26 protein-coding genes and 1 pseudogene are annotated in these 19,281 nt (G+C 64.2%); 14 read left to right on the forward strand and 13 right to left on the reverse strand.

From position 1 onward, the window contains the following. The first annotated feature begins 486 nt into the window (after positions 1–486). On the forward strand, positions 487–699 hold the full coding sequence (locus tag AC3WSN_RS06720) for a hypothetical protein (RefSeq protein WP_192709361.1): 213 nt from the start codon (positions 487–489) through the stop codon (positions 697–699). A gap of 109 nt (positions 700–808) precedes the next feature. Here the strand turns inward: AC3WSN_RS06720 and AC3WSN_RS06725 are convergent, their stop codons facing one another. From AC3WSN_RS06725 to AC3WSN_RS06735, 3 genes are all read right to left on the reverse strand, one after another. Beyond that, on the reverse strand, positions 809–1,024 hold the full coding sequence (locus tag AC3WSN_RS06725; RefSeq protein WP_192709362.1) for a hypothetical protein: 216 nt from the start codon (positions 1,022–1,024) through the stop codon (positions 809–811). A 350-nt stretch (positions 1,025–1,374) separates the two neighbouring features. Further along, positions 1,375–1,722 (reverse strand): ATPase inhibitor subunit zeta, encoded by a 348-nt coding sequence (locus AC3WSN_RS06730; RefSeq protein ID WP_192709363.1) that lies wholly within the window; start codon positions 1,720–1,722, stop codon positions 1,375–1,377. 1,225 nt (positions 1,723–2,947) lie between these two features. Then, positions 2,948–3,325, reverse strand: coding sequence for a phospholipase A2 family protein (locus AC3WSN_RS06735; protein ID WP_492536830.1), 378 nt, complete (start codon positions 3,323–3,325; stop codon positions 2,948–2,950). Between the two features lie 1,204 nt (positions 3,326–4,529). On the opposite strand from AC3WSN_RS06735, the gene AC3WSN_RS06740 reads away from it, so the two are divergent. Further along, a complete protein-coding gene (locus tag AC3WSN_RS06740) occupies positions 4,530–5,015 on the forward strand; it encodes a response regulator (RefSeq protein ID WP_492536831.1) in 486 nt (161 codons plus the stop codon). A gap of 338 nt (positions 5,016–5,353) precedes the next feature. On the opposite strand, the gene AC3WSN_RS06745 is transcribed toward AC3WSN_RS06740, so the two are convergent. Then, a complete protein-coding gene (locus tag AC3WSN_RS06745; protein ID WP_492536832.1) occupies positions 5,354–5,578 on the reverse strand; it encodes a tautomerase family protein in 225 nt (74 codons plus the stop codon). Positions 5,579–5,632: 54 nt separating this feature from the next. Next, positions 5,633–6,343 (reverse strand): SDR family NAD(P)-dependent oxidoreductase, encoded by a 711-nt coding sequence (locus AC3WSN_RS06750; RefSeq protein WP_192709364.1) that lies wholly within the window; start codon positions 6,341–6,343, stop codon positions 5,633–5,635. A gap of 48 nt (positions 6,344–6,391) precedes the next feature. Here AC3WSN_RS06750 and AC3WSN_RS06755 point away from each other — a divergent pair, with 48 nt between their 5' ends. Beyond that, the gene (locus AC3WSN_RS06755) at positions 6,392–7,321 is read left to right on the forward strand and encodes a LysR family transcriptional regulator (protein ID WP_492536833.1); all 930 of its coding nucleotides are present in this window, start codon (positions 6,392–6,394) and stop codon (positions 7,319–7,321) included. A 292-nt stretch (positions 7,322–7,613) separates the two neighbouring features. Here AC3WSN_RS06755 and AC3WSN_RS06760 read toward each other — a convergent pair whose 3' ends face one another. The 3 genes from AC3WSN_RS06760 to AC3WSN_RS06770 all read right to left on the reverse strand — a co-directional run bounded on the left by AC3WSN_RS06760 (position 7,614) and on the right by AC3WSN_RS06770 (position 8,869). After that, the gene (locus AC3WSN_RS06760) at positions 7,614–7,823 is read right to left on the reverse strand and encodes a hypothetical protein (protein ID WP_192709367.1); all 210 of its coding nucleotides are present in this window, start codon (positions 7,821–7,823) and stop codon (positions 7,614–7,616) included. A gap of 590 nt (positions 7,824–8,413) precedes the next feature. Next, positions 8,414–8,605, reverse strand: a complete 192-nt coding sequence (locus AC3WSN_RS06765) for a hypothetical protein (RefSeq protein ID WP_192709368.1) — start codon at positions 8,603–8,605, stop codon at positions 8,414–8,416. Positions 8,606–8,698: 93 nt separating this feature from the next. Then, the gene (locus AC3WSN_RS06770; RefSeq protein WP_192709369.1) at positions 8,699–8,869 is read right to left on the reverse strand and encodes a hypothetical protein; all 171 of its coding nucleotides are present in this window, start codon (positions 8,867–8,869) and stop codon (positions 8,699–8,701) included. A 254-nt stretch (positions 8,870–9,123) separates the two neighbouring features. Here AC3WSN_RS06770 and AC3WSN_RS06775 point away from each other — a divergent pair, with 254 nt between their 5' ends. The 3 genes from AC3WSN_RS06775 to AC3WSN_RS06785 all read left to right on the forward strand — a co-directional run bounded on the left by AC3WSN_RS06775 (position 9,124) and on the right by AC3WSN_RS06785 (position 9,865). Further along, positions 9,124–9,375 (forward strand): DUF6894 family protein, encoded by a 252-nt coding sequence (locus AC3WSN_RS06775; protein WP_492536834.1) that lies wholly within the window; start codon positions 9,124–9,126, stop codon positions 9,373–9,375. 115 nt (positions 9,376–9,490) lie between these two features. After that, a complete protein-coding gene (locus tag AC3WSN_RS06780; protein ID WP_492536835.1) occupies positions 9,491–9,658 on the forward strand; it encodes a hypothetical protein in 168 nt (55 codons plus the stop codon). Between the two features lie 42 nt (positions 9,659–9,700). After that, entirely contained in the window at positions 9,701–9,865 is a 165-nt protein-coding gene (locus tag AC3WSN_RS06785) for a hypothetical protein (protein WP_492536836.1), read from the forward strand. A 415-nt stretch (positions 9,866–10,280) separates the two neighbouring features. Here AC3WSN_RS06785 and AC3WSN_RS06790 read toward each other — a convergent pair whose 3' ends face one another. Then, positions 10,281–10,751 carry an Rrf2 family transcriptional regulator gene (locus AC3WSN_RS06790; RefSeq protein ID WP_192709370.1) on the reverse strand — a complete coding sequence of 157 codons (471 nt, stop codon included), beginning with the start codon at positions 10,749–10,751 and terminating at the stop codon, positions 10,281–10,283. A 95-nt stretch (positions 10,752–10,846) separates the two neighbouring features. On the opposite strand from AC3WSN_RS06790, the gene hmpA reads away from it, so the two are divergent. The 5 genes from hmpA to AC3WSN_RS06815 all read left to right on the forward strand — a co-directional run bounded on the left by hmpA (position 10,847) and on the right by AC3WSN_RS06815 (position 14,769). Further along, positions 10,847–12,088 (forward strand): NO-inducible flavohemoprotein, encoded by a 1,242-nt coding sequence (gene hmpA, locus AC3WSN_RS06795; RefSeq protein ID WP_492536837.1) that lies wholly within the window; start codon positions 10,847–10,849, stop codon positions 12,086–12,088. 55 nt (positions 12,089–12,143) lie between these two features. Further along, the gene (locus tag AC3WSN_RS06800; RefSeq protein ID WP_492536838.1) at positions 12,144–12,587 is read left to right on the forward strand and encodes a PAS domain-containing protein; all 444 of its coding nucleotides are present in this window, start codon (positions 12,144–12,146) and stop codon (positions 12,585–12,587) included. Positions 12,588–12,601: 14 nt separating this feature from the next. After that, positions 12,602–13,363 carry a 5-formyltetrahydrofolate cyclo-ligase gene (locus tag AC3WSN_RS06805; protein ID WP_492536839.1) on the forward strand — a complete coding sequence of 254 codons (762 nt, stop codon included), beginning with the start codon at positions 12,602–12,604 and terminating at the stop codon, positions 13,361–13,363. A 21-nt stretch (positions 13,364–13,384) separates the two neighbouring features. Continuing rightward, the gene (locus AC3WSN_RS06810) at positions 13,385–14,101 is read left to right on the forward strand and encodes a GntR family transcriptional regulator (RefSeq protein WP_492536840.1); all 717 of its coding nucleotides are present in this window, start codon (positions 13,385–13,387) and stop codon (positions 14,099–14,101) included. A 254-nt stretch (positions 14,102–14,355) separates the two neighbouring features. Continuing rightward, positions 14,356–14,769, forward strand: a complete 414-nt coding sequence (locus AC3WSN_RS06815; RefSeq protein WP_192709373.1) for a thioesterase family protein — start codon at positions 14,356–14,358, stop codon at positions 14,767–14,769. A 233-nt stretch (positions 14,770–15,002) separates the two neighbouring features. Here AC3WSN_RS06815 and AC3WSN_RS06820 read toward each other — a convergent pair whose 3' ends face one another. The 3 genes from AC3WSN_RS06820 to AC3WSN_RS06830 form a co-directional block, all read right to left on the reverse strand. Next, positions 15,003–15,191 carry a hypothetical protein gene (locus tag AC3WSN_RS06820; RefSeq protein WP_192709374.1) on the reverse strand — a complete coding sequence of 63 codons (189 nt, stop codon included), beginning with the start codon at positions 15,189–15,191 and terminating at the stop codon, positions 15,003–15,005. Positions 15,192–15,200: 9 nt separating this feature from the next. Beyond that, complete coding sequence (locus AC3WSN_RS06825; RefSeq protein WP_492536841.1) at positions 15,201–15,581, reverse strand: hypothetical protein; 381 nt, start codon at positions 15,579–15,581, stop codon at positions 15,201–15,203. A gap of 284 nt (positions 15,582–15,865) precedes the next feature. Beyond that, positions 15,866–16,126, reverse strand: a complete 261-nt coding sequence (locus AC3WSN_RS06830) for a hypothetical protein (protein WP_492536842.1) — start codon at positions 16,124–16,126, stop codon at positions 15,866–15,868. Between the two features lie 238 nt (positions 16,127–16,364). Here AC3WSN_RS06830 and AC3WSN_RS06835 point away from each other — a divergent pair, with 238 nt between their 5' ends. Continuing rightward, a complete protein-coding gene (locus tag AC3WSN_RS06835; protein WP_192709377.1) occupies positions 16,365–16,601 on the forward strand; it encodes a hypothetical protein in 237 nt (78 codons plus the stop codon). Positions 16,602–16,659: 58 nt separating this feature from the next. After that, positions 16,660–17,901, forward strand: a pseudogene (locus tag AC3WSN_RS06840) (IS3 family transposase). Here the strand turns inward: AC3WSN_RS06840 and AC3WSN_RS06845 are convergent. Next, positions 17,873–18,148 carry a tyrosine-type recombinase/integrase gene (locus AC3WSN_RS06845; RefSeq protein WP_492536843.1) on the reverse strand — a complete coding sequence of 92 codons (276 nt, stop codon included), beginning with the start codon at positions 18,146–18,148 and terminating at the stop codon, positions 17,873–17,875. The pseudogene AC3WSN_RS06840 and the gene AC3WSN_RS06845 sit on opposite strands and share 29 nt — an antisense overlap. A gap of 943 nt (positions 18,149–19,091) precedes the next feature. On the opposite strand from AC3WSN_RS06845, the gene AC3WSN_RS06850 reads away from it, so the two are divergent. Beyond that, positions 19,092–19,268, forward strand: a complete 177-nt coding sequence (locus AC3WSN_RS06850; protein WP_492536844.1) for a hypothetical protein — start codon at positions 19,092–19,094, stop codon at positions 19,266–19,268. The last annotated feature ends 13 nt before the right edge of the window (positions 19,269–19,281 follow it).

The following is a 19,281-nucleotide window of genomic DNA, read 5'->3' on the forward strand; positions in this document are numbered from 1 at the left end:
CGTGGCCAGGAGAAAGCGTTTGTTCAAAGCACCGGCACTGACGGCTGGGCTGTTCGCAGCCAGCATGTTTCTCGCGCCTGTCCAGGCATCTGCAGCTCAGATCGGCATCGGAGCGGTTCCTGAGGCCGCCTCTTCGGTGCAGGACGTGCAGTATGGCTATGGCGGCCCGCGCTTCGGTTACGGTCGTCGGGGTTATGGCGGCCCACACTTCCGCGGGCGCGGCTATGGCTATGGCCGTGGGTATGGCCGCGGCTACGGTCGCGGATATGGTCATGGTTATGGGTACGGGCGTCGCGGGGGCTTCTAGTCGCTTCCCGAGCTGATCTCCGATCCTCCAGAGCCCGCCCGGTTCGCCGTGGCGGGTTTTCTAGTGTCGGACCGGGTTAATCGGTTCTCAATTGCGTGCGCGGGAGCACCGCGGGCGTCTATGTTTTATGAGATGTTATCCTCCGGATAGAGCGACCAACACCTCCGGCGGAGGGTCAGATGTCCTACGCTCCAGCGACCCGACAAACGATCAGGCTCGACGAGGGCGACGTGACCATACTGCTTCCGGCCGACCTGTCCCGGAAGAGCATCGGCATACTCCAAACCCAGCTCGAAATGCTGGCCGCAGGATTGGGCTCAAGCAGCGGCAAGCATGACCGATCCTGCTTGCAGGGGTTAGCTGAGCTGGCAGCTTACGTCGCCGATCGATGAGCCTTGTCCCGGGAACCGTTCGGCCGCTTTCCACATCACGAGAACGAACCTGACGAGATGTGATGCGTGAGATGCCCGCCGGGCGATCCGGGCGGGTTTTTACATGCGCTCAGACGGCCAGATCGGCCAGTTCGACAACCTCGCAGGTGTCGGCTCGCAGTCGCCAGTCGACGATGCTGGCGGCCTGACAGAACAGCGCCTTGGCGGCGTCGGCTGCGGCTTCCCCATAGCTGGCGGGCACGACGGTCTGTTGCTGCAGCACCCGGTGGTCGTGGCCGCGACCATCCGAAACGGTCTTGTGGAAGGTGACGAGGAACGTGCGCATGGCGTGCACCCCGGTTCGAGATGCCATCGACCTTAGATCCGCGGAACGCAGGCCGCCACAATGCAGCGCAGGGACGATGCGACCGTACGGGGTCCGCGATGCTCCGGGACAACGCAGGGCAGATCATCGGGTCTACGCGACGCTTCATCCCCGGATTCGGCGCCGCTGACGCGGTTGCCGCCCGGTGGCTTTGCCCGCGCCTCGCCAAAAGGCCTCAGACGCGTCAGTTGAACAGCGAGCGGCTTTGCGGCGCGCTCCTGGCGGGGCGCGTCGCTTCTGTCGCGACATCGTGCAGAACCACGGGCAGGAGTCGGCGGCGAGGAAGCTTCGCTGCTTCGTTTCGGCCGTCGCTAGCCTTGTGCAGGCGCGCGATCCGCCATCCGGCCGTCCACGAAGCTGTGCTGCGCGGAGGTCCGGTCCAACTCGGCCCGCAGTTCCGCAAGGGTGACCTCTACACCGTTGGCAGCGAGATCCGCTTGGACGCGCTCCAGCAGGGCATCAGGTTTCAAACCGTCGATCCTCGCGGCAATCAGCGTCTGGGCATAGGCCTCCGATGTCATCCCATCGAGACCCAGCATCCGTATCGCCAAGCCTGCGACGGCTCGGATGCCCGAGATGTGGTTTACGAACCGCATCTCCTCGCCATGAATGTAGATGAACTCAGCCGCGCGCTCGCGATCCTCAAATGACCTCAGCATGGCCAGGCCCTCATTGAGTTACAGCCAGTACTCATACGCCTATTTTGAAGCGCCGCAATACTGGAAAGCTTAGCAAGATCTGTAGACAGCGGGCAGGCGCGAGTGGGGGAGTCTCTTCGGCGCCATCGGGCAGAACCACGGGCGGTCGATGGAAAGCGGGGTCGGTCAGCCTCCGCCACCGCCACTTCCACCCGTCCCGGGTCCGCCGAGATTGCCGTCCTTGTTCGGTGTATTCCAGTGGATGATGCCGTCGTCCGCGGGCCGCAACGTCGTGGCCGGCACACGCGGGAAGCCGAACGGCGGTGGCCCCTCGGGTCTTTCGCGAGGAAGCGATCTGTGGGCTCGACTGCGTTGGGCAACAGCCTCAGTGCTGCCGAGGCCTGCAAGCGCCACAACGAGGCATCTGACCACGGCGCTTTTCATGATCACTCCGCCTCGTGCAGAGCGCGCCTCCCAGCAGCGATGGTGCCGCGCATATCCGCAAGATAGCCATCGCGGTGTCGGTGTCGAGACAGTCCTCACTCCTTCGCGGCGACTGAAATCGGCGCGCAAGCAAGAATGCTGATGTGACGCCGGGCACATCGGATCCAACGAAAACAGAATAGGTCTCCGCAGTGCCGTGAAGCCAAGCGCGACACTGCGAGGCCTGCGCCATGCCCCGAATAAGCCACATCGCCGATATTGCCATCTTCGTAGCAGGCACTGCCGCTGTGGCTGTCGCCGGACAAACTCTGCTGATGCCTCAGGTTCACGTATGGGAAGCTGAGATTGTTGCAGCGTTCGTGCACGGGCTACCACGATAGTCGGACCCGTGGTCGTTACGTGAGCTTTCGATGTTGCCGCGCCTTCGGCATGGCGATCAACAGCCGGCAGGCCTGCCCGGCCTGGTCCCGATCAGAAGTCCAAGAGATTGCGTCAGCGCATCCTCTGATGCGCTCACCTGGACTTTCGCACCGGCGCTGCTCTGCTCCGAGCGTGCCACGTCAGCAAGGCCGGCCGCCAGCTCCCCCCCGTTGCATCGCCTTGGCTTCGGCGGGCGGCCTCACTTGGCGGCCGGCCGACCTTCAGACATCGCTCGACTTCGCCCCACCGGCAGCGACGACGAGAGCCAGGGCGGCGAGGGCTGTGCGCACGGCGCGAGCGTGGCTCAGCCTTCGCCGGCGGCAGCCCGTTTGATGGGGAGGTCCTGAGCCGAGGGCAGACGGGGACTCCGACGCCCAATCCTTCAGCGGGCCAGCCTTGCCGGGAGCACTGACGGGGCCGTGTTCGACGCAGCAGAAGCCGCGAAAGAGGCTACGAGGCCTGCCAAGGAACGCACATCCTCTGGCTTGCGTGGATCGCGAGCGACTGCCGCTGCTTCCCGCTCCAGCCGGAGGTTGCAGGCCTTCGAGGGTAGGCCGACATCCGGCGTGCAGTCGTCGTGACGGGCACACGCAGCATCCAGAGCGTCGATCGGTGGTAGCGGAGCGTTGTTGCCTGGGCCGCAGTAATTGCCGTGAAGGAGGAACTTCGGTCCGCCGTTAGCGGCAGGCTGAGCGAGTGCCGGACCGGCGCATACGGCGGCGAGGGTAGCCGCCGCCACGAAGACAGCGCGAGACATCATGGTGATGATCCTCCAGCACCGACGCCACGCGAAGTCACACGGTGACGATGTGCTCGGAACAGAAGAGCACGGCGCCTCACTATGCGCTGTGACAAAGATCACAGATCCAGGGCCACCCAGGCCCTCGCAGCAGCTTCATCGTTGTGGCCTCCCAGAGAGGCACCTGAGCCCTAACGGCCACCCTGTTCGGTGCGAGCGCTTGTTCTACTCTTACCCGGCAGGCTCTGATGAGCGTGAATATTGGCGGCCTGCCGCACCCCACCGCGGACGTTCGACGCTGCCGCCGGGACCGGCCTTACCGAGCAGGAGCAGGCAGCCGTCTGGCCCGAGAGGCTCGACGGTCAGGGCGCTCGCCCGCACCGCGAACTCGCCGCGCAGGTGCTGCCGCAGTCAGCCGAGCAGGTCGCGGATCTCGTCGTCCGATCGGGCCGCCTCCGCGAGCGCGGATATTATGCTTTCATCATGGGTTGTCCGGGTTCAAGTGAATTGGAGACCTGCCGTGAAGAAGCTCCTACTTGGCGCATGCGCCTTGGCCCTATCATCCTTCGTGGTGACACAGACGACCACGCCCGCCGACGCGCGTTCACGTCATATGAAATCGGCCAAGCGGACCGGATCCCCTATCACGAACAACACCGGTGGGCGTGGTTCGGCGAGCTCTGCTGCGGGCGGCAATGCAGGTCAGCCGTCGCGCGGTTCGCGGTCGACCGGTAGCGGCGGCGGCAGTAGCAGCGGCGGCGGCGGCTAAACCTCCCGCAACCTCAGCCGTTGGCTCGAGAGAACACGGCGCGCTTCTTCCCGTTATTCTTTGCCCGCCCGGCTCCGGCCGCGGCGGCTTTTTTCGTGCGCGCCGCCCCAGTAGTACGAACCTGACGCTTGGTGCCCGCTCGCGAGGCCGGCTTAGGGTGGAGAGCGGCCCCTGACCCTTCGCCCTGAAGCAGACGTTCTGCCTCCGACCCACTCTGGCCGTACAGATCTGCCATGACGCTTCCCGAAAGCCGCCAGTCGTCGGCAGCCCGGCGGCCTCAGTTCGGGGTGGAAAGCTGCCGTACCAGGGTGCGTCCGTGGGTGACCAGCCGCCACAACCCAGGGTAATCGCGCCCGGCGGATAATTGGTGCATAAGGGCTGATCACTGGCTTCGGACCCGGCCGTCAGTGCCTGAGAGCAGCGAGCGCTCCCGCCGTGATCACGCGGAGCACGTCTGTGTCTGACAGCAGGCCTCTAGCCATCCTTATCGCGGAGGCTGACGAGCTTGTCCGTATGGTCACGGCTGACATGCTGGAGGATGTTGGCTTTCAGACCATAGAGGTCCGCGCAGCCGCCGAGGCGCTGGCGGTGCTCGAAGGATCGATCCCGGTGAGCCTTCTGATTACGGGGCGCGGCATCGTAGGGGATGGTGTTGCCCTTGCCCACCTCGTTCATCACCGTTGGCCCGCTGTCGGCATCATTGTCACCTCGGGAGCCGGATCAGATCTTCAGGAGGCGTTGCCACCGGGCACACGCCTGCTCAGCAAGCCGTACGACTTCGCAGACCTCATCCATGAGGTGGAAGCTGGCCTCGCACAAGTTCAGGACGAGCCTTCAGGCGCTCCTGTGCTCCCGAGCGGTGTACCGCCCCACACGGGAACCGAGATGGGCAACGGGATGGGAGCTGTTGCGGCACCCACGACAGAGCCGGATAAAACGTAGCCCCTGCTGTCATGACGACCGGATCTGAACCTGATCAGCTTGGCTGTGGCGATGTCCGCAACGGGCCGCGAGTGGGCGGGACGGCGATATCCGCTTCGATGCCTCTCAGCTCCTAAGCGGACTGTCTGAAGGTTACCCGGAGCGGCCCTCCCGCTTCCGACCCAACCCAGACGTTCACGCTCAGCCGTGCGCATCCCGAAAGCGGATGCATGTTACGCCGCGACTCAGGCAATGCTGCACCCGTTTTGGCCTTTCAGGCCGCCCTTCGGCATCGTGCCCGATGCGGGCATTTCGAGCCGCTCGGGAAGTCGCATGACCGTTCCCGCCGGGTTTGGCGGTCATGCCCTCGACGCGCGGTAGTCGCGCAGGGGCAGGCCGCCTTGTCCCAGGTCCGCGATCCCGTGCTCGTGGAAGACGACGATCGTCTCCTCGCGAGGCTTGTCCATCACATCGAAGAGTAGATCGGCAATGCACTTGTAGACCGCGGCCTTCTGCTCGTCGGTGGTGCGGTCCGCGCCCGGAGTGGTGCCTTCACGGGTCACGAGAATGTTCACGATCGGCATGTGGCGCTCCGAGAAGAACAGGAGGGCGCCCGATGCGCTCACCCCCCGTACGGGTCAGCGACCGGCGATCAAACCGCCATCGACGTGGAGAATTTCGCCCGTGGTGAAGGCAGCGTCCTCAAGGTAGAGCACGGCCCGGACAATGTCCTCGATGTCGCCGACCTTGTTCATGGGATGGAAGGCGGCCAGAGCGTCGTAGTTCTCCGGCGAATGCATCGGCGTCTTGATGACGCCAGGGGCCACGGCGTTCACGCGGATGCCGCGCTTGACGTACTCGATGGCCAGACTCTTGGTGGCTGAGTTCATCCCGCCCTTCGTCAGCATGGCTATGAAGGCGGGAGACAGTGAACTGGCGAACTCCGCCGTGGACGCCGTGATCTGCACGACATGGCCGCTGCCCTGCTTGAGCATCACGGGAATGACCTGCTGGGTCGTGAAGAAGAAGCCGTCGAGGTTGGTCCTCAGCTTCAGCCGGTAGTCCTCCTCGGTGTACTCGGTGAACGGCTTGCCGATGAAAATGCCGGCATTGTTCACCAGGGTGTCCACGCGGCCGAACTTCTCCACTGCCGCTGTGACCAGCCGCTTGCCCGTGTCCGGATCGCCGATGTCGCCGGCGACCGTTATCAGATCCGGGTCGGTCGAGGGCCGGATCGAGCGAGAGGTGGCGATGACGCCATAACCCCGGGCACGAAACCCTTGAACGATGCCCTCACCGAGCCCCTGCGAGGCACCGGTGACGATGGCAACCTTCTTGGTGTCCGACATCGCTGGATTTCCTTGATGGCCACGTGCGGGGCCGCTCCGCCGGCTCGCATGTACGGCGGTTCCTCCGGCGAAAAAATTCGCTATCTTCGATCAATGGCTGATAGAAAACGCACAGTGCTTGACTGGCAGGACGTGCGGATCTTCCTGGCGCTCACGCGGCACGGCAGCTTGTCCGCGGCCGCTCGGACGCTCTCCGTGAACCACGGGACTGTCTCTCGAAGGCTTCGCTCCCTGGAGGAGAGCCTCGGAGACAAGCTCGTTGAGCGGCGGCCTGAAGGCTATGTCCTGACGCCGGCGGGAACGCACGCGCTCGAAGCGGCGAGCGACATGGAACAGGCGGCCGAGATCCTCGGTCGAGGCGCCGTGAATGAGGGCCCAAGCGGTCTGGTGCGGATCAACGCTTCACCAGCGATGTCGAACGGCTTCCTCGCCTTGCGCCTCGCGACGGTGGCGTCGCGGTATCCGAGGCTCAACATCGACCTGGCAGCCAATCATCGCTCCATAAGCCTGGAGCGCCATCAGGCGGACATCGCGGTCCGCTTCGGGCGACCTACCGATGGCGACGTGGTCGCACGTCCGCTCACGACAGTCGGGTACGGGTTCTATGGTACGGACGAGGCCTGCCGTTCGGTCGAGGCGGGCTCCGATCCGGTGTTCATCGGGTTCGACGAGGCGGATGCCTACTTGCCCGAAGCGGCGTGGATGACACGGCATTTCCCACGCGCGCGCCTAGCCTTCCGGGCGCATGACCAGTTCGCGCAGTCAATCGCCGCGCGGTCCGGCGCCGGGCTTGTGCTTCTTCCCCACTATATCGGGCGTAGCGACCCGTCGTTGCGGATCACCGATCTCCGCCCCGTGCCGCCGAGCAAGGAAGTTTTCCTGCTTACTCGCAGTCGCGACAAGAAGGACCCGTCGATCCGCGCCGTTGCCGTTGAAGTGGCCGACATGTTCGAGCAGGCTCGTGTTCTATTCCTATAAGTCGATTCCAGCATATCACCAGGCTGGCATAGACCGGCGTCTGAAGGTCGACATTCGCGGTCGATCTGTTCCGGAGCAGCCACTCCGCTTCTGGCCAGAAGTTGCCGAACCTATCGGATTGCCTGGAAGCGGACCTTCCTACCTTCTGCAATGGGTCGAAAGCAGCCCCTGGCTACGGGTTCCACGGATCGGATTGCGACCACAAAGTGCCCGCTGCTCGCGACGGCCCTGCTTCCTCTCAAGGGTTACTCAGCCCGGCCGGCACCGCCGCGCGGGGCTTTTTCGTGCGTGATTACTCCTCAGCCTCAGCGAGATCGGCGTCGGTGATCACGCCACCGGTCCCACCCACCTCTTCGTTCTTGCGGTTCTGAATGGCCTGAAGCGTTTCCGACGGCATACTGGCCGCTTTCCGAGCCGCGTGTTCGGTCGCGTAGAACCCTGGCAGCCAGCCATCACAGTCAGCCACTACAAAGCCGCCATCGCGCGGGTGGACCTTGATCATCTGCCGTCCTCCGGTCCCGCCGGCACCGCCGCGCGGACCTATCTCGTGCCGTTGTCATGCTCGCTTGAAACTTGTCCGACTGCGCGACCGTAGCGCGCGGCATGAGCGATGAATCTCACGGACGCGAAGCCCTTCTCATGAACCTGCGGAATTACGCTCACGCTGCCCGCCTACGCCTGGCTTTGCATCCGAGCGACGCCGAGCGCCTAGCCGACTTGCCGCCAGGAGCACTTGCCGCGATCGAGGAGGGGTCAAGCGTTGACCTGCCGGCGGCGGATCTGAGGCGACTAGCGGAGACCTTAGGGCTGACCGATCAAGGCACGCCGGTCGTACGGCGACCGCCCGACTCTCGAACCTGAGCGGCACATCCAATCGGTGCTGCCGCGCGGGGCTTTTTCGTCTCTGCGCCGTGGCGGCTCGGCTCAGGCAAGGGAGCGTTACCCCCGTCGCATCACAGGTCTGGCCGCGTTCGGTTGAACGGGCTGAGCGCCGGCAGAGCAGCACCGTCGCGGTACACCGGTGCGGTCTCGCCGCCGCAGTCGCATAGAGCCCGCCCGGGTCCCATCTGGGCGGGCTTACTTGTTTCGGCCCTACGCCTTCATCTCGGCGAGCATCTTGGCGCCCTCAGTCAGAAAGAAGGCCTTGATCTTTGGATTCCTGACCCGCAGGGCGCAATGCCTCGCGATCTCGGTCATGGACCGGTTCTTTGGTTTTTTGAGGAGATCGACCAGATACGTCTCGGCTCCGGCCTCTGTATCAATGTTGAACGGTTGAGGGTCCATGGCGCGCCTCCGCTTTGGCCTGCCTGATCAGATGTCAGGGGCTTTTCATTCCCCGAGGCGCAACCAGCCACGGCCTGCAAGCTTGTTGTGGCTCTAGCGGATCACCTCGAGGTCGATCAGGGGTCCGCCGACATCGAAGATGCCAACTTCGTCCACCACGCCTAGCTCGACATCGTCGCGTCGCCGCCCGGGCGACACAAGGGCGGATAGCATCCCAAGACCCACCGCCCCAGCAATCGAAGCGACCACAATCGCGAGAGACATGACTGGCACCAGGAAGCAGTATTATCTTCGCAAGGTAGACCAGTAATCTTAAATCATCGTTTCGCGATGTGTGGCTTCGCGGGCGGTCCTTGTCGACCATCCTGTCCCCGAGCCAAGGTGCGTATCGGGTCGGCTGACAAGACTACGCAGGGCACCGCACCGCTCACGATGTTTTGCACTTCTGCATCGTCGTGCTGGTGGCGAAGCTGAGCCGTTACCGCTATTGGCTAACCGTCTGTTAAAAGGCGGCTCAATTGCCTCGATACTATTTTGACATCCATGATGGCGAGCTACTCGTAGATGATGAAGGCACCCAGTGTGCCGATCTCGAAGCCGCTCGCGAGAAGGTCATAGTCAGCTTTCAAGATGTCGGGGAATGGATCACCCCGGCTGATGGCGACGATCAAAGGGTGTCGGTGACAGTCCGGGATGAGGCTGGTCGCAGGGTTTACACCGGGACGCTGACCTTCACCGGATCTAAGTTGGGCGAGCCGGCCTCGTCGTAGCTGCTCGGCTCACACGCTGGTGAGATCGGACGCTCTCCCACCCCGTGAGCAGATCGGAGCGGGAGCTGCGCGGACGATTGGCGGGTCGGCAACCATTCGGCCCTACCCCGCCGGCATGTCCGACCTCCCGCCCGCCGTCGCCTCCGAGCGCGACCAGATCGAGCGTCTGTCCGAGCACGCCTCGCCGTGCCGGTATCTCCCGCCGGCGAAGTGGGCCGCGATGCGGCAGAACGCGCTGGCCTTCCTCGACGAGCATGGCGCTGAGGCGCACCGGCTCGGCTGAACCGCCCCGCAGCTGTTCGGCGTGCATCCGGAGCACGGCTTCTTGCGCGTCGAATATGCCGGCGCCCTGATGGTGAACGAACGGCCGGTGATCGCTGTCGAGCCCGACCGGATCGTCTTCGACCGCTTCTCCGGCTGCCGGACGAAGCCGGGTCAGACCTGGGGCATTCCGGTCTGGGAGTTCGCGGCGCGGGGCGTGGGCCGGTGAGCTACTGGCTTCGAGCGCGCATCGGCGGCACAAATCGTTCCTCGACCTCACGCTGCTGGTGCCGATCCCAGCGGCGTGTGCGCCAGCGGGATTGATGCCCAGGTACGCACCACCGGTTCCGGGATGGACCTGATGCTTGGTTTGCTCCAGCAATTTGCGTGAGCGCTGGATCGCCTGCTGGGCGTTCTGGATGATCCTGTCGTTTCCGGTCATTCAAGGCGTTCTTCTTCGACGCCGAAAGCCGACACCGACGCCATCCCGCCGGTGCCGCCCAGCTCACAAAGCAGTATCGCTATCCGTGGGAGCTGCAATCGAAGTGCGACCGAGCCATAGGCGCGATCGCGACCGGAACGGGCGCGGCCTCACCTCCGAAGGTTGCGATGTGGTTTCGGCATCGCAGATCGGCCGAGGCTGGCTAGGCCGACGCAACGGGTGCGAATTCGTCGCCGTCCTGATGGAGTCCTAACAGTTTGGCGATGTCGCGGCCTTCAGGGTCTTCGATCAGGTCCGCGAGCGTGTAGCGGTCGAGCACTGCGAGGAACGCCGACAGAGCCTCTCCCAGAATGCGTCGCAACCGGCATGGTGCCGTGATCGCGCAAGCGCCACCCGAGAAGCACTCGACCAAGGCGAGATCGTCCTCCGTCTGGCGCACGACCGCGCCGACCACGATCTCGCCCGGCGCCCTGGCGAGCCGCAGCCCGCCGCCCCGGCCCCGGATGGTGCGGATCAACCCCAGACGTCCAAGCTGATGCACCACCTTCGTCAGGTGGCTCTCCGAGATGCCGTACGCGCGCGCGATCTCGGCGATCGAACTCTGCCGCGGCTCGTGCAGGCCGACGTAGATCAGCGTGCGCAGGGCGTAGTCCGTATAGCGGGTCAGGCGCATGGCGGCTCCGTACTGCCCATAAGGTACATTTCAGTTGAATCTTTTCAACCGATAGCCCATAAGGTTCATCGTCAGTGCACCTTTGAGAGTTGTTGATGCCCAACCCGCTCAGCCCTGCCACCATAGCCATCATCAAGGCCACCGTGCCGGCCCTCGAGGCGCACGGCCTGACGATCACGAAGCGCATGTACGAGCGCCTCTTCCAGGACGCAGCGATCCGCGACCTCTTCAACCAGTCCCACCACGGCGAGACCGGCTCGCAACCGAAGGCCCTGGCCCAGGCGGTGCTGGCCTATGCCCGCAACATCGGCAATCTCGGCGTCCTCGCCGGAGCGGTCGAGCGCATCGCGCAGAAGCATGTCGCGCTGAACATCCTGCCGGAGCACTATCCCTACGTGGCCGACGCGCTGCTCGGCGCCATCGGCGACGTGCTCGGCGAGGCCGCCACGCCGGAGATCTGCGCGGCCTGGGGTGAGGCGTACTGGTTCCTGGCGGAGCTGCTGATCGGCCGCGAGGCCACGATCTACCGCGATCTGTCGGCCAAGCCGGGGGGCTGGAACGGCTGGCGCGACTTCGTGGTCGAGAGCGTCGCGCAGGATAGCGAGATGATCAGCTCCTTCGTCCTAGCCCCGGTTGACGGGGGCCCGGTGCTGCGGCACCGGCCCGGGCAGTACCTGGGCTTCCTGTTCAACCTGCCGGGCCACGGGGTGTTGAAGCGGAACTACTCGATCTCCTGCGCGCCGAACGACCGGACCTACCGCATCACCGTCAAGCGTGAGGGCCGGGCAGACGAACCCGCCGGGATCGTCTCGAACTGGCTGCACGATCATGCCAGATACGGGACGGTTCTTCGCGCGGCACCGCCTGCCGGTGACTTCTTCCTCGACCAGGTGTCGAACGCCCCCGTCGTGCTCGTCAGCGGAGGCGTCGGGCTGACGCCGATGATGAGCATGCTGGAGACGATCACAGCGGCGACACCTGAGCGGCCGACCTGGTACGTTCACGGGGCACTCAACGGTCGTGTGCACGCGATGCGTGATCACGCGAAGGCGCTGACCGCCGGCACCGAGAACGTCCGTTTGCACACCTTCTACGCGGAGCCGGAAGCGCAGGATCGGCAGGGCGAGCACTACGATGCGGCCGGCTTGATCAGCGCAGACTGGCTCGTGGCGCAGACGCCCCGCGAGGAGGCGACCTACTATCTCTGCGGTCCCAAGCCGTTCCTCAGCGCGCTTGTGAATGGGCTTCAGCGTCAGGGCATTCCGGCCGAGCGCATCCGGTTCGAGTTCTTCGGTCCGGCGGATGAGCTGATCGAAGAGCCGCGGCAAGCCGCCTGAGCACGATGGCGCCGCTTCTTCAGGTGAGCGGCGCCACAACCGGAGGAGCGCCTGCGTGGACTACGCGCGTAAAGTGGCCGACGCGATCCTGTCTACCGCGGCAGATGCGGTGATTGCCTCGGACAGCGAGGGGATCATCCGCGTCTGGAACCCGGGAGCAGAGCGCGTCTTCGGCTACACGGCCGACGAGGCAGTCGGCCGATCGCTCGACATCATCACGCCCGAGCGGCTGCGCAAGCGCCACTGGGAGGGGTACCGCAAGTCCATGGCGACGGGGGAGAGCCGCTATGGTGAGGGTGCTCTCCTATCTGTCCCGGGCATCCGCAAGGATGGGCGGCAGATCTCGCTCGAGTTCACCATCGTGCCGCTTAGAGATGAGCAGGGGGCGATGACCGGCATGGTCGCGGTGATGCGGGATGTCACGATCCGCTTCACCGAACTGAAGGTTTTGAGACAGCGTTTGGCCAAGCTCACCGAGCGGCACGCGGGCACACCATAGCGAGGGAGCGCATCATGGCTGGGCGTTCAACCAAACCGCCTGAGATGCCGTCGGATTCTGCGGCTCCCGAACGCCCCGAGTTCGGCGAGTACAGCTCTCCACCCTGTTTCATGCATGAGCTCGATCCCGACTTCGTCAGCCCGAAGATCGAGACGCGACCTTCTGAACCATGCGCCCCTGAAGTCTCAGTATCCGACTGGCCGAGCGTGCGGCGGTGGCGAAAGGAGACCCGCACCGCCCTCATCGAGCGGCGGGTCAGCATCTCTGCCCAGGATCGCGCTGCTTGGAGCGCGCGCATCGGGCAAGCTCTCCGAGCCGCTCTACCCTCGGCATCAGGCCTCTTGATCGGCCTCTACTGGCCCTTCAGGGGCGAGTTCGATGCCAGACCCCTCCTGACAGGGATGCGTGAAGAGGGAGCACGACTGGCGCTTCCGATCGTCGTGGAGAAGGGGCGCCCCCTCCAGTTTCGAACTTGGTCGCCAGGTGACCGCATGACTCGCGGCGTCTGGAACATTCCCATTCCCGCCGAGGGCGAGGCCGTCGATCCTGACGTTCTGATCGCACCGCTCGTCGGCTTCGATCCGGCCAGATACCGCCTCGGCTATGGTGGGGGCTTCTATGACCGAACCATCGCGTCCAGACCGACGAAGCCGCTGGTCATCGGCGTCGGCTTTGCCCTTGCGCGGCTCGCGACAATCCACCCGCAGGCGCACGACGTTCCTATGGACATCATCGTGACAGAAGACGGTGTCTGGCCAGACACGGATCAACCTTGATCTCGCTTTGGAGTTGGGCTGGTGTCCACATTGGATAGCTTCTTAGCCGATGCGGTCCCGGCCTGTTCCGAATCGGGTCTGCGCGCTCTCGCCTATAAAGCTATACTGGGTGTGATCGCCGAATTGCGCATCTATGATCATCCCGGCGAGCTGCAGCTCGATGAGTGCAAACTTCCCGGGGATCTTAGGGTCAGCCGCACGCCCATCCGAGAGGCACTGACGATCCTGGAACACCAGGGATTCGTACGTCGGCGGCCGCGACACGGTGTGTTCGTTGTCAAGAAAACCAGGCGTGAGATCATCGAGATGGTCTATGCCTGTGCTGCACTGGAGAGCATGGCGGTCCGGTTGGCATGTGCCAAAGCGACGGAGGCGCAGCTCGGCGCGCTTCGTGCGAGCTTCCGCGCCCTCTATGAGGCAGATCCGACAGGCGAATATCACCGCTACTTCGAGGCTCGTTGGCAGTTCTGCCGCCATGCCGCCACCCTCGCGCAATGCGCGGAGATCCTGTCTATGCTCAACCACCTCCTGCTGCATTTGCGGAGCGTTCACGAGACGATATTCCGCCAGAGCATCGACCTCGCATATCTGAGGGCCGCGTACAGGGCCATTATCGAAGCGCTGGAGCTGCGTGACGCCGAGCTTGCGAGCCGGCTCGTTCTCGAAAGAGGCCTCAGGTTTGCTCGTGACATCGAGAGCTGCGGCGATTGTTTCGGATCTCCGAAAGCCGTGGCCTGACGCTTTTGCCGCAAGCTCCGTCACGGAACCCATGCTCACTGACGTTGCGCCGGTCTCGTGGAGGTGGATCAGGATCGTTCGCCCGTCACAAGATTCAGATCGGAACGAGCCGCTTCATTTCTGTCTGACCTTGCGTCGGGTCTGCTCTGGAGCGGACGAGCTGCTTCCGGCCAGATCCGGCCGGCAGGTCTGCGCAACCCTCAAGGTGCTTAGCGGTTCGGACCGGTAGAGTGGTGCGGATCAGGAGAGAGCAGATGCAGGATATCCCATTGGGCGCAAAGGGCAGCTTCGCCATGCTGGTCCGTCCCCCGCATCTGGCGAACCAGTTCAAGGACACCATCCTGCCGCCCGTCTTTGCGACACCGATGATGATTTTGATGATGGAAAACGCAGCTCTGAACGCCATCCGGCAATTCCTCGATCCCGGCGAGAGCGCCGTCGGTACGAAGGTCGACGTAAGCCATATGGCGGCGACCCCAGTCGGGCACCGGGTGAGAGCGGAGGCCGAGGTGGTAGGTGTGATGGGGCGTCAGATCCGCTTCCGCGTTGCAGCCTGGGATGAGGCAGAGCAGATCGGAGCTGGGACGCACGAGCGGATGGTGGTCGACTTGGAGCGGCTCGGAAAACGTCTCGTCGACAAGCGGCCCGCATCAGCATCAAGTGTGTAGGCGCCCGTCTGCTTTTGCAGGTGCGCTTCTCCGAAGCGGGCTGGCGGCGTTCGGCCACCTTCGCTCATTCGGGGTCGGTTAGATCACCGGCAAGCGGATTTTCCGTAGGTCTGAGAAGGGTCGAAAGCGGACGCTTGCTCCGCGCCGTCAGGCGTCATTTTCCTGGCCTTGGCCGGCTGAAGCCGGAGCGGCGACGGCGGAGCGCGATCGCGGAGCCTGCGGCGTCCCGCTCCTCACCGCAAAGCCGTCCCCTCCAGGCGCACGAGCGCCCGGGCGGCGTGCATTGCCTGCTCTCGGCCGGGCAGGCCGGCACGCTCGGCAATCTCGGTGGCGGTGGACGGCTCGGGCGTGAGCGCCGCCAGGACGCGCGGGCGGACGTCTAGGCGCGGGCGGGCGCCGCGGGGCGATGGGGCCTTCGGCATGGCACCGGGCTACCGTGACTCGCCGTTCCCGACCAGCCCGCGTCTGAGGGCGAGGCGCCACAGGCCGGCATCCAAGAACGTCAGGTCTCTGACCTGCCAGCGGTCGAGTTCGTTGCCGATCGGCGCCACCGCGACGCCAGCGGCCCCCAACATGGCTACAGCCTCAAGGACCAGGTCGGCGTCGTCGCTCATGGCTAAGCCAACGCAATCAGCATCCAGGCGCGCTTTCGCCGCGATGTCATACTCCGGCGCCGACGGGTCCCCGGCGACGACGCGATTCACGATCTGCCGAGCGTCCTGGCCGGTCATGCCGATGCCCTGGATGAAGCCGCTCAGGCGCTCCATCACGCGGTTGGCGACGAGCTCGTGTTTCGCGGTTTCGTCGCTCATCCCTGGACCGGACAACCCAAGATCACGGTGGTCTTCACCATCATCAGATCGGGCGGTGGGGTCATCAACTTGGCGGGCAATCGACCAGGGGTAACGATCGGTTAACCATAAAGGTCGAGGTAGCTGTCAGCGATCGGCTGGGGGCTGAGCGTCGGAAGAGCAGCACCGAGACCCGGATGTACGGTCTCGCGGTGCGGCCTCGCCGGCGCAGTCGCAACAAGCCCGCACCTGGAACACCAGGGCGGGCTTTTCTCATTGGATCGGGCGGCGGGGCAGATGCAGGGCTATGTCACAGCCTGCGGATGTAAGGATGGCTGGCCGGTGTACGTGTCGGGCTTGAGCGCGCAGCCATTGTGCGCCTTGCGGTGATAGAGGCTGCGGCGAACGCTCGGTCCGCTGTACGTCCCGTTGAGCGCCACACGCCCGTGACAGGCCGGACAGCGTTTGACGGCCATGATGTGCTGGGACGCGGCTTCGTCCAGACTGACGGCAATCCAGGCGCACCCGATCTTCACTTCACAGGTCTGCGGATCAGGGTTCGGCATAGCCCTGACCTGCCATGCCGGAGCGCGGGTCGCCAGCGCCTCGGCGCCACACTGCTGTTCGCCTCCCTGTATCCTGGGCAACCCCGCTTTTGGCTGTATGGCCGGGGCGCTTAAAGCAATTGGTCTCCGAGCCAGGAGTCAGGCATCAGACGGGCTGAACATATTCTCGTTACGCAGCCTTGTGGTCGTCGTTCCCTCGCGGAGGCACGCCTACATCGCCGTCGTGGCAAAACGCCCGATGACCCTCGACCTGTTCACCACCCTCCACATCGTTGATGATGATGTGTCGGCTGTCGTGGACGCCTATCTGGCCGATCCCTCGCCCCGGTCTGTGACGTTCGGCGAGGGCTATCGGATCAATCCTGCGGCAGCAATGGCCTCGCACCCATTTACCCGCACGCTGATTGGCCAACCATGGGCGGACGCGGGGCTTCGACGTGCTGTCGTGCGAGCTGCTATCCTGCGATTGACCTGACCGGCTGGCTTTGGACCGGGCTGATTGAGCGGATCAGCCAGGACCAGAGGCGTCGGACATGCGGCGAGGTCAGAAGACGAGCGCGGAGCAGGTCGTGCTGAAGCTGCGCCGGATCGAGGTGCAGACGGCCCAGGGCAACCGCTTAGCACTGGCGTGCAAGGAGGCGGAGATCCCCGAGCAGAGCGACTCACGCTGGCGCAAGGAGTACGGCGGCCGGCAGGTCAATCAGGCGCGTAGGATGGAAGACCTGGAGCGCGAGGACGCTCGATTGCGGCGGCTTGAGGCCGATCTGTCTCTGGTGGGTCAGGCGCTGGCGGACGTCGCCTCGGGAACCTTGTAGCCCCCGAACGACACCGGCAGGCGGTTGCTGGCATCCGGGAGAAGTAAGACCTCTCGGAACGTCACGCCTGCCGGATCGTCGGCCAGCATCGGGGCACGCAACGCACCGTGCCCACCGTGCCGGCCGATGAGGATGCGCTGCCTCGCGCCGTTATCGCCCTGGCGTCCGAGTACGGGCGCTATGGCTACCGCCGCGTCACCGCGCTGCTGCAGGCCGCGGGCTGGCAGGTGGGCAAGGATCGGGTTCATCCTTCGAGAACCTCAGGATGAGGGCATCTGGCGTCGCGAGGGGCTCAAGGTCTCGCAAAAACACAGACCACGCAGCCGGCTGTGGTTGAACGACGGCTCGTGCGTGCGGCTGCGCCCGCTCCGCCGCAACCACGTCTGGAGCTTCGACTTTGTGCAGAGGCAGACGCACGACGGCCGGAGCCTGCGCATCCTGACACTGATCGACGAACACAGCCGGGCCTGCCTCGCGCTGAAGGTGGCGCGACGCATCGGCGTGATCGAGGCGCTGGCCGACGCCCTGTGCCTGCACGGCATCCCGAACCACATCCGCTGCGACAACGGCCCTGAACCGAAGGACCGTGCAGCGAGATGATCTCGAAGGCGCTGCGCAAGTGGATCGCCAATGGGTCGCCAAGACGGGGCCGCAGATCCAGTACATTGCACCCGGCTCGCCGTGGGAGAGCGAGTCTTGCGAGAGCTTCAATGGCAAGCTGCGCGACGAGTGCCTCCGCCGAGAGATCTTCTACGCACTGAAGGAAGCTCAGATCGTGATCGGGCTGTGGAAGAACACCGACAACCGCGTCCGGCCGCACTCGCCTTGGGCTACCGGCCCCCGCGCTGTCAGCTTCCCAGATCTGGCCCTCCGGCTACCCGTGGCCGCTACCATGCAGTGGCCTCCCGTTCGACTCGGCCCGAAATACCGGTCAGGCCAATCGGCCATGACCATTTTTGAGGGTTACCAATCTGGCTAAACGCGCCTTTAAATCGATGTTGGACCATTTCAGGGCCAACAATTCCCCGCGCCGCATTCCTGTTTCAAGGGCCAACATGATGAGAGGCCGAAGATACCACACCCGCGTTTCATCAGTGCGGCCGTCAGCGACGCTTCGGCTCCCTCCGGCAGCCGTTGGCCTCTGACCTTGGATGGGGAGGGGGGGGCGATCTGACGGACAGGATTTCCGGCGAATGGCGCACCTCATTCCTTGCGGCCGACTTCGATACTTTGCCTAAGGACGGTGAGTTCCTGGCGGGCTGTCTCCCCGCTCACGCTCTTGAAGGCGATCATCCCGATATGCTGCGACCATCTGAGCCGCCAGCCGATAGACCGCGACTTTTGCGAGTGGGGTCCGGAGGAAGGTCAGAACGAGAGATGCCTCAAAACTTCGCCTATACTTCCGGCTTGTCACTTCGGCCTCATACCGTGTCAGCAAGGCGCCGACGGTTAGCCTGTTCGCGGTCGCCCCGTGACCCGAGAATTCGCTTCGTTCGATCTGACGCTCAGTTTCTCGCGCCCAACCGTCCGCATCAGTCTTTGAACAAAACGATTTTGTGATGAGAGGAAAGCCGTCGCGCCGGACCTGAACTTGCCACGCTTGTCCGCGCTTTCGAATGGTCGCCATACCTCGTGTCCCACTGTGCTTGTGACGCCAGTGTGACAGATGGACCGGAAACGGGCTTTGATGACGAACCAGCGAGGCCGAATCTATAGGAAAATCAGAGCCTTAAAATTGGCGCGCCAGACAGAATGAAACTACGAACACCTATGTCATTGCGATTGCAAGATAATTTCAGAGGCCATGCTATCACCCGGTACCTCGCAGCCGCTGTGCCTCCATCGAGCCGCAGCTCGCTACTCAGAACCGGACATTCGGCTTTGCGCCCATTGCCGCCGTATACCCTTTCTGAACCGCGTCCTGAAAGCAGACATCATCCATCAGGAGGCTGTTTTAGCGCGCGGTCCGCTTCGTTCGGAGGGGGACCAGGCTCGGGCGTCGTTTCCTCAGGTTCACTAGGCCGCGCGCATCTCACTGCATGAGCTTACTGCATGTCAGCTCGCGGCATTTTTCACTGAACGGGTATTCGTAGTTGCGCCATATTGCACTGCGGCAAGACTGGGCCATTGGGGCTCGGAGCGGAGTGGGTATGGCGGTCATTCTCAGCGTCGCGAAGCGTACGAACATCTCTCCTGCAAACGTCCTCCCGATGCGATCTGCCTCCCTGATGACTCGAGTTGCCGCTGCGCTTCGGCGCGGAGCGGATTGGCGCTTCACCGAGCAACTCGCCCAGATCGAACGCATCGGGCGCGCCGGGGCGTTCTGAAGGTTGGCTAGTC

It is taken from the genome of Methylobacterium sp. FW102-HT35C08 (assembly GCF_058790235.1).